Consider the following 16,705-nt stretch of genomic DNA (forward strand, 5'->3'; position numbering starts at 1 on the left):
GTAATATTCAGAAGTTGCTAAGATTAAAGATTTAATAAAAATTCATAAAAAAGGTTGATTATATTTACTTAAGTAGTAATCTTAATTACTAAGCACATTGGGAAAGATTACTTAAATTTGGTTGATTGCAACTTAATAGTAATCGCTTGATCTTAGCTGTTTCATCTGAAAGTACATGAAAGCAACTCGCATTTTAAATCAACCACTAACAAATCCCCAATTGTGGTTATTAGGAATAAGCGGCGGCTTAGTTGCAATACTTTTAACCATAATTTGGAAAGCAGGTGATGATTCTCACTTAGGAATGATAGTTTTATCCTTATTTGCTGTAGTCTCCTTATTAGGAGATAAAAAACATAAACTTAAATTAGAAAGCGATATTATTTCTAGTGTTATCGGGACAGTTTTAATAGCTATTGTACTTTTGTATAGTACTCACTTCCCTCCTGGAAAATTATTTGCAGTATATACTCACGTCGCACCTTTTGTTGCTGCACTTGCAATAAGTTTGCTTGCTTCTGGATTGAAGGGATTAAAGCAATATTGGCAAGAACTACTAATTCTTTTTTTTGCTAGTGTACCTAAAGTCTTAATTTTTGCGTTACTAAATGTCAAACCATTGTCGGTCTTAACGGCTAAATTGTCTACATTAATGCTTTGGTATGCTGGGTTTGAAGTACACCTCCAAGATGTCTATATAAATTTACCAACTGGAGGAATTAAAGTTGCCGAAAACTGTGCAGGTATAGAGTGGATATGCCATCTATTAGGGCTATCTGTAATTGGTTTATTAATGTTTCCTCCAGAACGTAAAAAAAGAATATTTGTGCCTATAGTAGCTGTAATTATCGCTTTTATAGTTAATGCGGTCAGAGTTGCCATTTTAGCTGTCATCGCCTCTAATCAGCATCAGCAAGCTTTTAAGTTTTGGCATGTGGGAGATGGTTCATTAATATTTGGGATGATTACAGTGATACTTTTTGGCTTATTTTACTGGTTTTTACTCAATCAAACAGAACCTAAAAAAAGAGAATTAAGAGGTCTCAAAGCGAATGAAGATTTGGAGTAAATTGCGTATTGTATTGCTGGCTCTTAATCTAGGCTGTATCATTTTAGTTTTGGTAAATGTCATCCAGAAAGAATCATCAAAAAAGCCCAAATTAGAAGAATATACAAGTCAAGCTTTGGTTGGTGAATATCAGAACCCAGAATTCAAAATTAGATTTTTATTTAAAGCCTAGATTTAACTTTTTAACATTTGCTAGAAGTATGACAAAATCAAACAGTGATAAACTTATTCCCGTAATTCAAGAGTTGCAAGAATTTGCTTACAACCAAGTAGGCTCGATGACTATTTTACGAGTTCTTGGTTATGGGCTATTGTTGCTGGCATTATTCGATATAGTTGAAACCATTTTTCCGCCTAGCTTTATGAATCCCGTTTGGGAATTTCAAACTTTTGGCGCATTAGTTGAAAGAGTACCTGTGAGTTTGATTGGTTTGGCATTAGTGTTTTATGGTGAATTAAATGTACGCTCTAAGTGGGAATTTTTAACTGTAAAATTGCTATCTTGGATAAGTTTATTGTTAGCTATAATCTTTATACTGCTGATTCCTGTGGGTATTAGTAATACAGTCAGACTTAGTAAGCAAAGTTTTAATCAAATTAGCAACTTATCTCAGCAACAACTATCGCAAGCTGAACAAGTTGAACAAAGACTTAGCCAAGCTAAACCAGAGCAAATAGAAAGTTTTCTTAAAAGCCAAGGCCGTTCAGTCGATGCAAGTAATCCTCAAGAATTAAAAGAAAAAGTGTTATCAGAGGTTTCTCAAGCTAAAGAGAAAATTAAACTACAAGCGCAAGCTAATCAATCTACTCAGCGGTTAAATTTACTAAAAAATTCCGTGAAATGGAATTTGGGAGCTTTAGTGACATCTGCTTTATTTTTCATCTTTTGGAAAACTACAAATTGGGCCAGAAGTAAGTAATACCAAAATTGAAATTTATTAAAGCAAAAATTAGGGTAGGCAATTTAAATTACCTACCCTAATTTAATTAAGGCAAAACTTGACTAAATTAAACTTTTGCTAGTTCTGGTGTAGGACGTTTACTGTTGCGAATATTAGTAATTGCTTCAGCATAATCTTTGGCGTTGAACACAGCAGAACCAGCCACAATTGCATTAGCGCCGGCTTCTAAAACCTGCCAAGTATTGTTAGCTTTCAGTCCACCGTCAACTTCAATCCAGGGGTTAAGTCCACGCTCGTCGCACATCTGACGCAGCTTTCTAATTTTGGGTACAACGCCGGGAATGAAACTTTGACCACCGAAACCGGGGTTAACACTCATAATTAGGATTAAATCGCAAAGTTCCAGTACGTACTCAATAAATTCTAGTGGTGTGGAAGGATTGAGTACTACCCCTGCTTGTTTACCAAGTTCTTTAATTTGACCGAGAGTGCGGTGTAAGTGTGGTGAAGCATTATGTTCGGCGTGTACAGAGATAATATCTGCACCTGCTTTAGCAAAGCCTTCTACGTACTTTTCTGGTTCCACAATCATCAAGTGGACATCCAGAGGTTTTATAGTGACTGGACGAATCGCCTCCACAACCAGAGGGCCTATCGTAATATTAGGTACAAAACGACCGTCCATTACATCAACATGAATCCAATCTGCTCCAGCTGCGTCTACAGCGCGAATTTCATCGCCCAGACGACTAAAATCGGCTGATAGTATAGATGGAGAGATCACAATGGGCTTTTCAGATCGGTTTTGGGTCATGGCTAGTGGGTTTTTAAGCGTCCTCGTCTGTAAGCATTGTAACAAAACACTGTAACAAAATATTGAGTAATTCTCTGGAATTTAATCTTGCTTTGTCAGGTAAAGGCCATAAGCCGCTTAACTGTTGAGGCCAGCAGAGAAGAAAGAGAGAATTACAAATGACCGATGACTATTGACTATTTGACTATTAACTATGAACAAAAAACTAGGTTGGCTAATTTGGGGTTTGAGTGCGTCTTGTTTGAGTGTACCTGTATTGGCTTCAGGGTTAGATACTTCTTTAGGAACAAATGGTATTGATGCTGCAAAACTACATCAGCCTCCTTATAATTTAATCGGTCGTAAAATAGCCATTGGTCAAGTAGAAATCGGTCGTCCAGGAATGTTTGGTTGGGATAAAGCAGTCTCGAAAAATCGGGCGATATCTCTAGCAGCAGTTTTCTTACGCAATGGCCCGGCAAAATCAAATAATGGTGTTGACCCCCACGCTTACAATGTTGCTGGGATGATGGTGAGTACAGATAAAGGTCTACCGGGGGTAGCGCCAGGAGCCAGACTCTATTCTTCTGCTGTCGGTTCTACGAAAAACATGGGTCAGCCAGAAGAGTGTTTATCAGCACAACACATTGCAATGCAAAATGGTGGTGATATCCGCGCGATTAACTTTAGCTTTGGTGAACCTCTTAACCGTGATCCACGACCTGATGCTGTGCTTGATGGGAATGCTTTGTTAACATTATGCGTTGACTGGTCGAGTCGCGTTCACAATGTTTTGTATGCGATCGCAGGTAATCAGGGTAAAGGTGGGATTCCGATTCCTACAGATAATTTTAATGGAGTTAACGTGGCTTTTTCATCCCGACGCGGCGGGATTTTTAATAAAGTAGATGTTTCTAATCTCGCAGGGGTGAATCAGGGAGCCAGTGGAAGGTTAGCTGGCAAAGAATTTAATCTTGATGGTCGTCGTGCTATTAGTATTGTTGCTCCTGGAAGTAATATTCCTTTGCTAAATCCTGACGGCAAAATTAATAAAGCTACAGGTACCAGTTTTGCTGCACCTCATGTTACAGCTACCGTTGCGTTGTTACAAGAATTTAGCGATCGCCAACTCCGCGCCAAAAAACCTAATTGGAGTGTTGATAGCCGCCGCCATCAAGTCATGAAAGCAGTGTTACTCAACTCCGCCGATAAAATTCAAGATAATGGTAATGGCTTGCGCTTGGGGATGACGCGGACGCTCATCGATAAACAGAATCAAAATTGGTTAGATTCTGATGCTTATAAAGACCCGAAAATTCCCTTAGATGCTCAAATGGGTGCAGGTCATTTAAATGCTTTTCGCGCTTATCAACAATTTAACGCGGGTCAATGGCAACCAGCAAAGGCTGTCCCCTCAATTGGGTGGGATTATCGCCAAGTTGCAACGGGGACTAGTGTTGATTATCAGTTAACAAAACCGCTAAAGCAGGGGAGCTTCGTTTCCATCACCCTCAGTTGGGATAGATTGGTCGAGTTGAGCGATCGCAATCAAAACCAGCAGTTTGATGTCGGTGAAACTTTTCGTGATCAGGGTTTGAATAACCTCGACCTATACTTAGTCAAAGCTGATGCTAAAAATTCCGATGCTGGTACTGTTTGTTCTTCCGTTAGTCAAGTTGATAGTGTAGAACATATTTTTTGTCCCGTTCCTGCTAGTGGCGATTACAAAATCCGTGTGCAATTTCGCCAACAGGTAAACGCCGCAACTCAACCTTATGCTTTGGCTTGGTGGACTGTGAATTAAAGTCAAAAGCAGGAAGTCAAAAGTCAAAAGCCCAATGTTACTTTTGACTTTTGACTATCGAATGAGTAAGTATACCAACTAACAGCTTAATTAAGAAACTACTGCTACTCACTGAATTGCCGTTACCAAAACTGTAACCGTCAAAGGTTGATGCCACTGCTAATGCAATAGTTAATCATTAACGCATGATCAGCATCAATCTTGATTAATAGCTAAAACTCTTTGGTAAGTGAGGTAGAAGCATGAATCGGCAAAAGTTGCGTGGAATGAAAGAAAATTTTCTGCAAAGACGTTACGCTGTCAGCCTGGGAAGGCGTTATGTCCTAGCTGCTGCTAGTGTTGTTTTATTTGGTGTACTGGGTTGTTCTCAAGTTAATAGTAATAGTGATGCCTTTGCCGAATCAAAAATGCCTCAACCAGAGCTACCATTGCAAAAAAAAACAGTAAAAGCTGATACCAAATTGGTAAATGCTAATAATAAATTTGGCTTCAAGCTGTTCTCGGAAATTCTCAAAGAAGAAAGTAGTGATCAAAACATTTTTATCTCACCTTCTAGTTTAGCGATCGCCTTAGCCATGACCTACAACGGTGCAAGTGGTTCTACTCAACAAGCAATGGCTAAAACTTTAGAAATCCAGGGTATGAGTTTGGCAGAAATCAACTCTAATTATGCAATCTTAAAAAGTTTGTTAGAAAATCCCGACGCTAATGTGGAATTAAATATTGCTAACTCACTTTGGGTAAATAAAGATGTGAGCTTGCGTTCCGATTTTTTGCAAAGAAATCAAGAGTTCTACAAAGCTAAAGTAGCAAATTTAGATTTTGAATCTGCATCGGCTTTGAGTAGCATTAATAATTGGGTTAACGATAATACCCGCGGCAAAATCAGCAAAATAGTTGACAAAATCGAACCTAATCAAGCATTGTTTTTGATTAATGCTATTTACTTCAAAGGGCAATGGAGTGATAAATTTGATAAAAAGCAAACTGCTGAACATCCTTTTTACAGTGCATCAGGGCAGAAAAAAATACACCTAATGATGTCTCAAACAGGTGAGTATAAATATTATGAAAACGAGCAATTTCAAGCAGTAAGTTTACCTTACGGCCAAGAGGGTAAAGTCAGCTTTGATATCTTTTTGCCGAAACAAAACTCGAATCTCAAAACCTTTTATCAAAATTTAAATCCTGAAAACTGGGAAAAATGGCTGGGACAGTTTACTAGCCAAGAAGGTTTCATTCGCCTACCCCGCTTTAAAACCGACTACGAAGTAACACTTAACGATGCGCTGAAAGCGTTAGGTATGCAGGAAGCTTTTAGTAATCAAGCTAACTTTTCTGGTATAGGAAAAAATTTGGCTATTAGCCAGGTAAAGCATAAAACTTTTATCGAAGTCAATGAAGAAGGCACAGAAGCCGCAGCAGCGACATCAGTAGGAATAGTCACAACATCTTTGAGAGAAAAGCCACAACCATTCCGAATGATTGTTGACCGTCCCTTCTTCTATGCCATTCGAGATAATCAAACAGGTAGTATTTTGTTTATGGGTTCAATTTTAGAACCATAATCAAAGGTTAAAAGGCAAAAGGCAAAAGGCGAAAGAATAAAAAAAGTTAAGGTAATGTTGGTTCGGAAAAACTCAGAGGATTTTTGACTTCGGCTTTAGGTGGTTCTCCCGTTATGCTGGGTGCAGATTTCTCATATTTAGAGGTGCTTTCATCTGCTTCGCCATTTAGCCTATTAGGACGGAGTGCGCCTAATGCAGTCTTAACTATGACAGCTGTGGGGACGGCGACAATCACACCCAACAATCCACCAACTCTCGCGCCAGTCAAGACGGAAATTAATATCCAAACTGGGTTTAAGCCTGTAAAACTGCCTAATATCCGCGGAGCAATTAAATTTTCTAAAATTTGCTGCACAATGACGGCGGCTAATAAAACTCTTGTTCCCATCCAGAAGTCTTGCAACGCGACTAGTGAGGTAGTCAAGACAATCCCGACAGAACCACCAAAGGGAACCAGCGCCATAATACCGATAGTAAGACCAAATAACAAACCAAATGGCACTTTCAGCCACAAAAAGGCTGGAATCAAGGCCGAGGCCATACAGGTAGATAAAATTAGCTGAGTAATAAAAAAGTTTTGGAAACTGAGGCGGACTGTTTGGGAAAAAGGCTCACGAAATCTGCTGGGTAGCCACTCTACTAAACTTTGCCACAGTTCATCGCCATGCTGCAAAAGATAAAAGGTCAAAACCATTGTCAATAGAAAATCTAGCAAGCTAGTGAAGGTGACAACAGCCAAATTCAGAACTTGTCCAGCTATAGCCTGTAATTGTCCCTTGACGCGATCGTTTATTTGCACTACAAGAGCATCAAGGTTAATCGGTAAGCCGAGAACTTCTGCTTTCTCGTTTAACATCATTAACTGCGATCGCCCAGAATCAATCAATTCTGGTAAGCGGGCCACCAGCTGTTGGGCTTGAGTTAACGCTAATGGAAACAGAGTTACACCCAATGCTAATAAAATCGATAACGCTAATAAAAACACCAGGATAGCGACTTGCTCTCGCTTCGCCCCGTGATGCTGCATCCAGCTAACAGGGTAGTTGAGCAGAAATGCCAGTACCGAGGCTCCGACTAAAATAACTATGAGGGAGTGGAAATATTCAAAAATTGCGGAAAGCGCCCAACCATTGAGAACTAGTAGTGGGGCGAATAGGGCGATCGCTCCGATTCGCGCTATTGGTGTTAGTGTCTGCCACCAGTCGATTAGCTTGCGTGTCTGCATCTTTAGCCGCTTGCGAGATAAAACTAAATAAAATCTTTCTCTAAAGCCTATTATCTCTAACTACATTACAGTCTTTCATCTCTCTAGTTTAGGATTAGACTCACCCAAATGGAAAATCTTGAACCAATTAATGATTCTTCCGGCGTAGAGGCGGGGAATCCCTCTGTCTTACCTGAAATTTTTAGTCAAAACTCCCATCCCCACCCCAGACAGTTACTGATTTATGTCATCCCAGTTATTGGCGTTTTTCCATCTCTGTGGACTCTCTATCGTCGGCAGGGAAGTCGGGAACAACTGACCATTAGTCGTCAGTCTGTTACTATGACATTTACTTGGCTGTTAGCTTATCTTTTGTTAGCAACAGGATCTGCATCTTCTGATTTTTTAGCATTGCGTTTATTAATACTCAATAGCTTCATCACATCTGGTTATTTTTTAGTGAGTATTTGGCTAATTTTCCGGATTATTCGGGGTCAATCTAGTCGTTTGCCAGGGATGGGCAACCTAGCCGAACGAGTGTTAGGGAAGTATTTATCATGATGCTGATCAGTCAAACTCTAGACAGTATTATTACTGAATTTTTAGCTAATTACAGATTATCTCCTAGAGGCTCTGGTCAAAGTGACTTATTGTTGTCATACTTCTATAAAACATATCGGGATTTGCCCCAAAAAAGAAAAATCCTGCTATAAGTGTTGTGGTTGACATAATAACGAAAAGTCAACATGGTTAATTAAGAGTTAACTACTATGAATTGATGTATTTGCATATTGATAATCTGCAAATTTACCGAATTTAATCAGCAAGTGTGAGGCAGTCTGTGACCAGTCAAAGAACTTCGGCGGAAGAAAACCACTCAAAAACCCCCAATTTGAAGGGCAGAAAGTCAATAAACCCTAAATCGGGACGTTGGTTGTGGTTCTGGGTGGGTATGAGTGGTATTGCAATGGTGTCAGCAATGGCAGGAGCTTTGTTGGCAGTTTCTTTAACCAGTACGCCATTGCAGCAAGCCGACCTTAGTCCTCAAGAAGAGGCTGTCTTTGATAGCGATGCGATCGCTGGTGGCGGATTGCGCTTTTCGGAATTAACTCGCCCTGTGAATCTTTTGGTGATGGGGATGAGCGTATTACCACCAGATGTTCAAAATCCTCCCAGCGATACCAAAAATCTTCGTTACTTACCGCAAGTCAATTCTTTTGATGGTCTTTCTGATGTCATGCTGTTGGTCAAATTTGACCCAGAGACGAAAAAAATAGTCATGCTTTCGATTCCCAGAGATACCCGCACGGAAATTGAAGGGCATGGGACACGAAAAATTAATGCTGCTAATGTCGAAGGCGGCCCGGCTTTAACTGCCAAAACTGTGAGCAATCTTTTGGGCGGTGTTGGTATTGACCGCTATATTCGGATTAATGTTCTGGGAGTTGCTAAACTCATTGATGCTTTGGGTGGTGTGACAGTCTATGTTCCCAAAGATATGAAATACCAAGATGATTCTCAGCATCTATATATTAATTTAAAAGCAGGTAAGCAGCATCTCAACGGGGAGCAAACGCTACAATTACTCCGTTTTCGTCATGATGAATTAGGCGATATCGGCCGAATTCAGCGCCAGCAAATGGTAATTCGCGCCTTGACTGACCAAAGTCTCAACCCTGCTACCCTAACTCAATTACCCAAAATCCTCAATGTGGTCAAAGAACACATTGATACTAATTTGACGGTTGAAGAATTAGTGGCTTTATTAGGTTTTGGTGTGCGGACTAATCGCGCCAACATGCAGATGTCAATGCTGCCAGGTCGTTTTAGCGAGAAAGGCGAGTATGATGCCAGTTATTGGTTGCCCAGCAAAAATGGGATTGCCAAACTCATGGCTAAACAATTTGGCTTACAATCAAACGCTGAAAATACCGAAACTCAGCAGGTGAATGATCCTGGTTCTGTGCGGATAGCAATTCAAGATAGTACAGGTAGCGATCGCGCCACCCTAAGACCTTTAATTCGCGCTTTAGAAAGGTCTGGATATCGTAATATTTATGTGTCTAAGCCTTGGAGTGAACCTCTAGAAGTAACTCATATTGTTGCCCAACAGGGAGACGGCAATAGTGCTGAATCAATTCGAGATGTTTTGGGAATAGGCGAAGTGCGCGTTGAAAGCACTGGTAGTCTGGATTCCGATATCAGCATTCAAGTGGGCAAAGATTGGTTGCAACACCAAATGCCTTTGAATGATTCTAGTCAATCTTCTTATTAACCCAAAGATTTTTTCCATAGCAGAGGAGATGTGAGCGCATTTTCCTCTGCTATTTATTTTGCTCAAGACCCATTTCTATCTATTTGAGAAATGTGAAGGAATTCACCACCTGTTGATATGCTCGGCGGTAAATTGCATCATTAATGCCATAACCAGTTTTAGATAATGATACAACAATAATTCGGGAATCTTTAGGGCTGATAAAAGCGACATTTTCTTTTTCGTACAAACCACTAGATTGAAATTTTATTCCCATTTGTCCAGCAATCTTCGCAGATTTAAAGTCACGGCTACCTGTAAATTCGTTACTCTGCTTCACCCACTGCTGCAAAGAGAGTTTGAGCGGGTTATTATATATAGCTACTTGAACATTAGCTGGATATTCCGTACCGCCGTTGTATGCGCCAGATCGGATTTTTTGCGCGTGTTGTTTAGTCCAGATATCAACAGCCGCCAGGGGAGATGCAACATTATTTCTCGGAGTTGATATCTTGTTATCTATAACAAAATCTTTGATGGAGTAATTAAACCGAAACCGAAAGCGATCGCTGCGGTAAATTCCTCGTGCTTGTGGTACAGCTTTGGGAGTGGACTTTTCTAAGGAGACAACTGATGTGGCGATCGCTTGGCTAGTTGGAGAAGAACTAATTTTAGATTGACCAGCGAGTATTCCGACTGCGAATAAACTCATCAAAATTGGCGGCAAAATCCATTGCTGAATTTGCTTGTAGTCAACTTGCATTATTCCCTCCTGAAAATTTTATCGTTTAGATGATTGGGAAATAATAGATCCAAGTTTTCCACAACAATTTCCACAATTTAGAATTGAGAGTTTCCTATCCCCAGCCTCTTGAAGAAGTTGGGGATATGATTGATTAAGCTAAAACACATCTAGTTTGCAAATAAAATTTTATCAATCTTTTGTAGGGTGGGCATCTTGCCTGCTCAAATAATGCAACTTAAATGCCGATTAGCTGACTATATTTATTTACAAAACTTCAAGCGCCCAGACTGCTAGAGTCTGGGCGCTTGAATAATAGGTTGCAGAAACTTCTGCGGAGTAGTTAAATTAAGCAGGCATCATTTCCATAGAACGGCAGACTTCAGCACATTTGCGGCAAGCTGCTGCACAATCCATCATCTTGGAATCGTCGCTCATTTTTTCACAAGCCATTGCACAGCGATCGCACATTTCGGCACACAGCATACAAGTGCGTCCCATGAATTCTGAACCGCCCATCATCATGTTCATACACATCATGCACATCTCCGAGCAATCACGCATCATGCTCATCATGCTCATGTCCATATACTTACCGCCTTTGCTCATACAGTAAGTCATAGTTTCCATACACATTTTGTGACATTCCATGAAAGCATCCATACAAGTTTGCATTTCTGAAGTCATGGATTCAGTCATCATCATCATCATAAGAAAAATCTCCTGATTTTTTGATGCTTTAATACTGTCCTTTATAGGACTTACCCATAACATTAATCTGATATTTTTAAGTGGTCAATAGATTTGTTTATGTCATTTTTTTAAGACATCAATCCCGATAAGTTTACCGGAATTAGTAGATAATTACCCCTAAATAAGTGATGTTTATCAGCGAATGATTCAGAGAGCAAGCTTTGAAACAACGGTTGCTAACTAGAGATTCTTTGGCAAAGTTCAAATCCCTTGAGAGATTAACTTTAGAATCATATTTATCACTGTACATAATGTTATATTTCTTTAACTATCAATTGAAAAATGTTTTAAACTTAATCTAACCTTTTTGATAAATTTCATTCACCTCAAGATAGATATATGTAAATACATCTAGAAAATAATTTAGGGTTTTTATAATATGTGAAAATCAAAAGTCTATTTACATAAATAGACAAATTATCAAAGTTTTTATCTGGATAAAATAAATATACAAGACAAGATAATACTCTATTTATATAGATTTTAGTTAATATTTGGACAAATCTCTCTCGTTAAGTAAGTAGCAGTTCACGAAGGCTACTTATAGCATTTTAGATTTTGGAGTTTGGCAGGGGTTATTGGTAAGCTTTTCCATAATCTAACTGTCGCAATCATTTTTAAATTTAGTATGAAATATCCCCTACCATCTCATACCGTCACTGATCATGAATGAGATGCCCACCATAATTCAGGAGACTCAATCAGATACTCAAAATGGATAGAATTACAGCATTATGTGCAACTTTCGTCTATCCAGAAATTTCGGTTGTTAGTTTAGCCAAAGTTTTGGGAATTATACAAAATAGTAATCTCATAGAGATTGTCAGTCAGATCAATCATGACTGACTGGGCTGGTCTAATCCACGAAAATTCCAGATCACAGCTAAGTTTTCGCTCATGCATCTTCCACACAGAATATGGCAACAAAGATGAACTGTATTTATTTGTCATCGCCAAAATTGCATCAAACCCAGGATTGGCAAAGACAGGGGTAAAGCAGGATGACGCTGGCTCAACGAGGGATTAAACTGTGGGTAATGTCAATCATTTATGGTTAAAAGAGACACATAAATAAAACAAATGGCCTTGTTAATTATTCCTAAAGTCTAATTCTGCTATACAAAACTACTTATGACAGTGCATCAACGTGGTGTTGGGGAGACCGCTGATTTAATTATTGGTGTTCACAACCAAGAAAATCAACAATTACAACCCAATTCTGCTCCTGTGGGTGCTCTTGCCAGAAGAAAAGGCACTATTTCTACTTTTCTTGCTCCCCTGACTCAGGATACTTTTAAACAAGTTGTGACTGAAGTCGAGCATAAATTACAGATTGTACATCAAACCCTGTCAATGTTGGATTCTCACGGTTTTGAAACAATCTTGCAAGAAATGTTGCAGTCAATTACCTTAAAAACTGGGGAATTATTAGGAGCAGACCGGACAACTATCTTTTTGTTAGATGAAGAAAAACAAGAACTGTGGTCAATTGTTGCTGCGGGAGAAGGCGATCGCTCACTCGAAATTCGCATCCCCGCCGATAAAGGGATTGCTGGTGAAGTCGCTACCTTAAAACAAGTAGTGAATATTCCCTTTGATTTTTATAATGATCCCCGTTCGATATTTGCCCAAGCACAAGAAAAAGTTACAGGCTACCGTACCTATACAATGCTGGCTTTGCCATTGTTAAATGAGCAAGGGCAGTTAGTGGCAGTAGTACAGTTACTCAATAAATTAAAGTCAATACATGATATCCATGCGCCACTAGGCGAGCGAATTGATACCAAAGGTTTTACACACAGCGACGAACAGTTATTTCAAGAATTTGCGCCGTCGATTCGCTTGATTTTAGAATCATCGCGCTCTTTTTACATAGCGACGCAAAAACAAAGAGCCGCGGCGGCGTTGATGAAAGCGATTAAGTCTTTGAGTCAAAGCAGTCTGGACTTAGAAGATACCCTGAAGCGGGTAATGGACGAAGCCAAAGAACTGATGAACGCTGATCGCAGTACCCTATGGTTAATCGATCGCGATCGCCATGAGTTATGGACAAAAATTACTCAAGATGACGGTTCAACCAGAGAATTACGTGTACATATCGGTAAGGGTTTTGCGGGTATGGTCGCAGTATCTGGCAAAACACTGAATATTCCCTTTGATTTGTACGATCATCAAGACTCAGAAACAGCCAAACACATTGACCAGCAAAATGGTTATCGTACCTGTAGTTTATTGTGTATGCCAGTGTTTAACGCCGATCAAGAATTGATTGGTGTTACACAATTGGTAAATAAAAAGAAATCTGGGGATTTTCCGCCTTATAATCCGGCAACTTGGCCGAAAGCGCCTGAATGCTTCCAAGCTAGTTTTGACCGTAATGACGAAGATTTCATGGAAGCTTTTAACATCCAAGCAGGGGTGGCGTTGCAAAATGCTCAACTGTTTGCCACAGTCAAACAACAAGAACAAATGCAACGGGATATTTTGCGAAGTCTTTCTAATGGTGTAATTTCTACAGATAAATCAGGTTGTATTATTGCTGCTAATGAAAGTGCAAAACGCTTACTGGGTATAGAAACAGAAGAACGTTTAGAAGGTAAATTAATTAATGAAGCGATCGCCATTAAAGAAGGCGACTTTAGCAAATGGTTTCAAGATGCCTTACATGGAGATGATATCAAACGCCGCCAGCAATATTATCCTGACCGTACACTCATAACTACAGATACTGAACAGCACAGTATTAATTTATCAATTAATTCCATTGCTGATGCCAGCGACCAACAGCAAGTACGCGGCGCATTGGTGGTGATGGAAGACATTAGTGATGAGAAACGCCTCAAAAGTACAATGTACCGCTACATGACTCAGGAATTAGCGGAAGAATTACTCAAATTAGATGATGCCAAATTAGGAGGCGATCGCAAAGAAGTTTCAATTTTATTCTCTGATATTCGCGGCTACACCACTTTGACAGAAAACCTGGAAGCAGAAGAAGTGGTGAGTATGCTCAATGAATATTTTGAGTCAATGGTAGAAGCCGTTTTTAAACACAAAGGTACTCTCGATAAATACATTGGCGATGCCATTATGGCTGTGTTTGGTTCTCCTCTACCTTTAGAAGAACACGCTTGGATGGCCGTACAAACATCTGTCGAAATGCGCCATCGCTTGCACGAATTTAACCAACGTCGCTACGCAGCTAATAAACCCAGAATTAATATTGGCATTGGGATCAATTCCGATACAGTAATTAGTGGCAACATTGGCTCAAGTAAGCGGATGGAATTTACCGCCATTGGTGATGGTGTTAACCTCGGTTCCCGCTTGGAAAGTGTTAGCAAACAATACGGTTGTGACATTATTCTCAGTGATAATACATTTAAACCCTGCCGAGAATATATTTGGGCAAGAGAATTAGATTACATTCGTGTCAAAGGTAGAAACGAGCCGGTATCTATATATGAATTAGTGGGTTTACGTACTGACCCCATTCCTAGTGACAAATTGCAAGTTATTGAACACTATCACAAAGGGCGTGAATATTATCTCCAGCGTGAGTTTTCTTATGCTAGGGCTGAATTTGCCAAGGTTTTAGCATTTGACAACCAAGATAAAGCTGCGATGTTACATCTTTTGCGTTGTCAGCATTGGCTACAATCACCCCCAACTGAGTTCGATTGGGATGATGGTGTTTGGACGTTTAATGAGAAGTAATTCTGAAAAAATTAGCAGTTAGAATTCTAAATTTATTGGTAAAACAGGCTTTTTGACTACGGAAATCCCCAAGGACGAAACCATGAATCACTATAGTTGTAAAATTGCAATCTGCCAAAACCTAAAAATTGGCCGTGAGACTTTTCCCCTGGGGGAAAAGCTGTGACTCCAAAGAGATAAACACCAGTACTTCGCGGATTTTGCCAGGGTTTTAGACCAATTGTAATTGTTTTACCTGGAGACACTGGCGGATCAAATCTTAGGGTGACAGTCCGTGTTTTGCTATCGCCTGCGACATTTTGTAATTCTACCTTTTGTCCTTTGCCTGAAGGCTTGCCTTCAAAAGCTACACTATCGTTCAAATCAAAGCGAATATTATCTACTCCCTCATGCTGATTAATCGCTAGACTTTGTAGTGGTTCTCCAGCGTTTTCTGGCAAGCTGATTGTAAAGTAATATGTAGCACCCCATGCGTAAACCTCGTTATAGGTAGTACTTGCATTAACGAGGCGTGGTGGTTGTGCAAAATACACTGTGCCATCTCGTAATTGAATGGCATAACTTGGCGGGCGAAGGTATCCGTTGATTAAGGTTATGCTGGCGATCGCTGCACCTAACAACACTCTAGAACGCATCACTTTTTTTGGATGATTACTTAATTAATATTGTATGTTGAGTGCGCCATCCCTGTATTATTTAAGTCAAATTCAGTTATCAACAAGCACAACAATAGATACTTTTGTTACAGTTATTTGACTAATTTAACTTTCTAGATAAACTGCATTTTTTACCTCTATTTATATTTATGTAACTTGTTTGCTTCTCCTAGTTAATACTAATTTATAAAAGTTAATTGATATTTGTTGTCAAAGTCACTCTTTAAGTTAGAAACTAAGAGTAAAAGAGCAGCAATTATTTCGTATTATGAATACACTTGCTACAGTTACATTTAAGCGGTCAATTTGGCAACCAGCCATTATGTTGACCTTGGTTTTTTGGCTCAGTGCCAGCGTTATTTTAGATTGGGTAATAATGCCTAGTCTTTATCTTTCTGGAATGATGACCGAAGCTAGTTTTACTACAGCTGGCTATGCAATTTTTTGGAATTTTAATCGGATTGAATTGTTATCTGCTGCGGTAATTTTAAGCGGTGTATTGGCTTTGAGTAAAACCAAACATAACTGGCATCCAAATACTATTGTTTTTGCTATCATCTTGCTAACAGTATCTCTGCTACAAACGTACTTTTTAACTCCCAATATGTGCGCCGCTGGAATTCATCTCAATTTGTTTGAAACAGGTACAATTCCAGCATCAATGGATGTATTACACGGTGGTTACTGGATGTTAGAAGTGGTTAAGTTGGTGACTGGGGGAATATTGTTAAGCCAATGTTGGCGGATACAAGCAGAATAAAGGGAATAGGGAGTAGGAAAGATAAAACTTCTCCACAGTGGCTTATTCAAGACTCGTTGCAAAAATTGAATGTGAAAAAACCCCAGCTTTTGTCAAAAACTGGGGTTCTCATTTTTCAGTAATAATTTAGGGTGTTGGTTCCGAGTCTGGTGATTCTTCGTTGTTAAAAAATAACAACCTTGCAGCTAAAATGGCAAAACCCACAGCCGCGATCGCTTTTAATATACGTGTAGGTAATAACTCTGCTACTGCACCACCGGCTAATGAGCCTAAAAGACTGGTTAATAATAGTGCGCCTGCTGTACCAAAAAATATAGCCTTCTGAGATTGGCCACGGCTAGATAGTGCGATCGCCGCTAACTGGCTTTTATCACCCAATTCTGATAAAAAAACTGTAATAAAGCTTATTCCTAAAAGATGCCAATCCATATTTTTATAGGGAGTAGTGTAATTTTGGTTTTATAGTTAAATAAAATTTGGGGA

Annotated in this window: 15 protein-coding genes; 9 read left to right on the top strand and 6 right to left on the bottom strand. The window is 39.4% G+C overall.

Translation table 11 applies throughout. The features are described from left to right. Positions 1–175 precede the first annotated feature (175 nt). Together crtA and IQ244_RS18990 are read left to right on the top strand one after the other, a co-directional pair. Positions 176–1,069 carry a cyanoexosortase A gene (gene crtA / locus IQ244_RS18985; protein WP_193896903.1) on the top strand — a complete coding sequence of 298 codons (894 nt, stop codon included), beginning with the start codon at positions 176–178 and terminating at the stop codon, positions 1,067–1,069. Between the two features lie 200 nt (positions 1,070–1,269). Next, positions 1,270–1,989: an HpsJ family protein gene (locus tag IQ244_RS18990; RefSeq protein ID WP_193896906.1), complete on the top strand. Its 720-nt coding sequence runs from the start codon at positions 1,270–1,272 to the stop codon at positions 1,987–1,989. Positions 1,990–2,077: 88 nt separating this feature from the next. Here the strand turns inward: IQ244_RS18990 and rpe are convergent, their stop codons facing one another. Continuing rightward, on the bottom strand, positions 2,078–2,785 hold the full coding sequence (gene rpe / locus IQ244_RS18995) for a ribulose-phosphate 3-epimerase (RefSeq protein ID WP_193896908.1): 708 nt from the start codon (positions 2,783–2,785) through the stop codon (positions 2,078–2,080). 193 nt (positions 2,786–2,978) lie between these two features. Here rpe and IQ244_RS19000 point away from each other — a divergent pair, with 193 nt between their 5' ends. After that, complete coding sequence (locus IQ244_RS19000) at positions 2,979–4,568, top strand: S8 family serine peptidase (protein WP_193896910.1); 1,590 nt, start codon at positions 2,979–2,981, stop codon at positions 4,566–4,568. A gap of 242 nt (positions 4,569–4,810) precedes the next feature. Beyond that, the gene (locus IQ244_RS19005; RefSeq protein ID WP_193896912.1) at positions 4,811–6,136 is read left to right on the top strand and encodes a serpin family protein; all 1,326 of its coding nucleotides are present in this window, start codon (positions 4,811–4,813) and stop codon (positions 6,134–6,136) included. A 46-nt stretch (positions 6,137–6,182) separates the two neighbouring features. Here the strand turns inward: IQ244_RS19005 and IQ244_RS19010 are convergent, their stop codons facing one another. Then, complete coding sequence (locus IQ244_RS19010; RefSeq protein WP_193896914.1) at positions 6,183–7,361, bottom strand: AI-2E family transporter; 1,179 nt, start codon at positions 7,359–7,361, stop codon at positions 6,183–6,185. 108 nt (positions 7,362–7,469) lie between these two features. Here IQ244_RS19010 and IQ244_RS19015 point away from each other — a divergent pair, with 108 nt between their 5' ends. Together IQ244_RS19015 and IQ244_RS19020 are read left to right on the top strand one after the other, a co-directional pair. Beyond that, the gene (locus IQ244_RS19015; protein WP_193896916.1) at positions 7,470–7,901 is read left to right on the top strand and encodes a hypothetical protein; all 432 of its coding nucleotides are present in this window, start codon (positions 7,470–7,472) and stop codon (positions 7,899–7,901) included. 280 nt (positions 7,902–8,181) lie between these two features. Continuing rightward, positions 8,182–9,615 carry an LCP family protein gene (locus IQ244_RS19020; protein WP_193896918.1) on the top strand — a complete coding sequence of 478 codons (1,434 nt, stop codon included), beginning with the start codon at positions 8,182–8,184 and terminating at the stop codon, positions 9,613–9,615. 79 nt (positions 9,616–9,694) lie between these two features. On the opposite strand, the gene IQ244_RS19025 is transcribed toward IQ244_RS19020, so the two are convergent. Further along, the gene (locus tag IQ244_RS19025; RefSeq protein WP_193896920.1) at positions 9,695–10,357 is read right to left on the bottom strand and encodes a hypothetical protein; all 663 of its coding nucleotides are present in this window, start codon (positions 10,355–10,357) and stop codon (positions 9,695–9,697) included. 327 nt (positions 10,358–10,684) lie between these two features. Continuing rightward, positions 10,685–11,047 (bottom strand): four-helix bundle copper-binding protein, encoded by a 363-nt coding sequence (locus IQ244_RS19030; protein WP_193897002.1) that lies wholly within the window; start codon positions 11,045–11,047, stop codon positions 10,685–10,687. A 756-nt stretch (positions 11,048–11,803) separates the two neighbouring features. Here IQ244_RS19030 and IQ244_RS33010 point away from each other — a divergent pair. After that, complete coding sequence (locus IQ244_RS33010) at positions 11,804–11,935, top strand: hypothetical protein (protein WP_265578938.1); 132 nt, start codon at positions 11,804–11,806, stop codon at positions 11,933–11,935. A 285-nt stretch (positions 11,936–12,220) separates the two neighbouring features. Beyond that, positions 12,221–14,806, top strand: coding sequence for a GAF domain-containing protein (locus IQ244_RS19035; protein WP_193896929.1), 2,586 nt, complete (start codon positions 12,221–12,223; stop codon positions 14,804–14,806). Positions 14,807–14,862: 56 nt separating this feature from the next. Here IQ244_RS19035 and IQ244_RS19040 read toward each other — a convergent pair whose 3' ends face one another. Further along, the gene (locus IQ244_RS19040; protein WP_193897004.1) at positions 14,863–15,441 is read right to left on the bottom strand and encodes a DUF2808 domain-containing protein; all 579 of its coding nucleotides are present in this window, start codon (positions 15,439–15,441) and stop codon (positions 14,863–14,865) included. A 289-nt stretch (positions 15,442–15,730) separates the two neighbouring features. Here IQ244_RS19040 and IQ244_RS19045 point away from each other — a divergent pair, with 289 nt between their 5' ends. Beyond that, a complete protein-coding gene (locus tag IQ244_RS19045) occupies positions 15,731–16,222 on the top strand; it encodes a hypothetical protein (protein ID WP_193896931.1) in 492 nt (163 codons plus the stop codon). A 126-nt stretch (positions 16,223–16,348) separates the two neighbouring features. Here IQ244_RS19045 and IQ244_RS19050 read toward each other — a convergent pair whose 3' ends face one another. Continuing rightward, on the bottom strand, positions 16,349–16,651 hold the full coding sequence (locus tag IQ244_RS19050) for a TMEM165/GDT1 family protein (protein WP_193896933.1): 303 nt from the start codon (positions 16,649–16,651) through the stop codon (positions 16,349–16,351). Positions 16,652–16,705 lie beyond the last annotated feature (54 nt).

The organism is Nostoc sp. LEGE 06077, from assembly GCF_015207705.1.
Taxonomy (GTDB): Bacteria; Cyanobacteriota; Cyanobacteriia; order Cyanobacteriales; family Nostocaceae; genus Nostoc_B.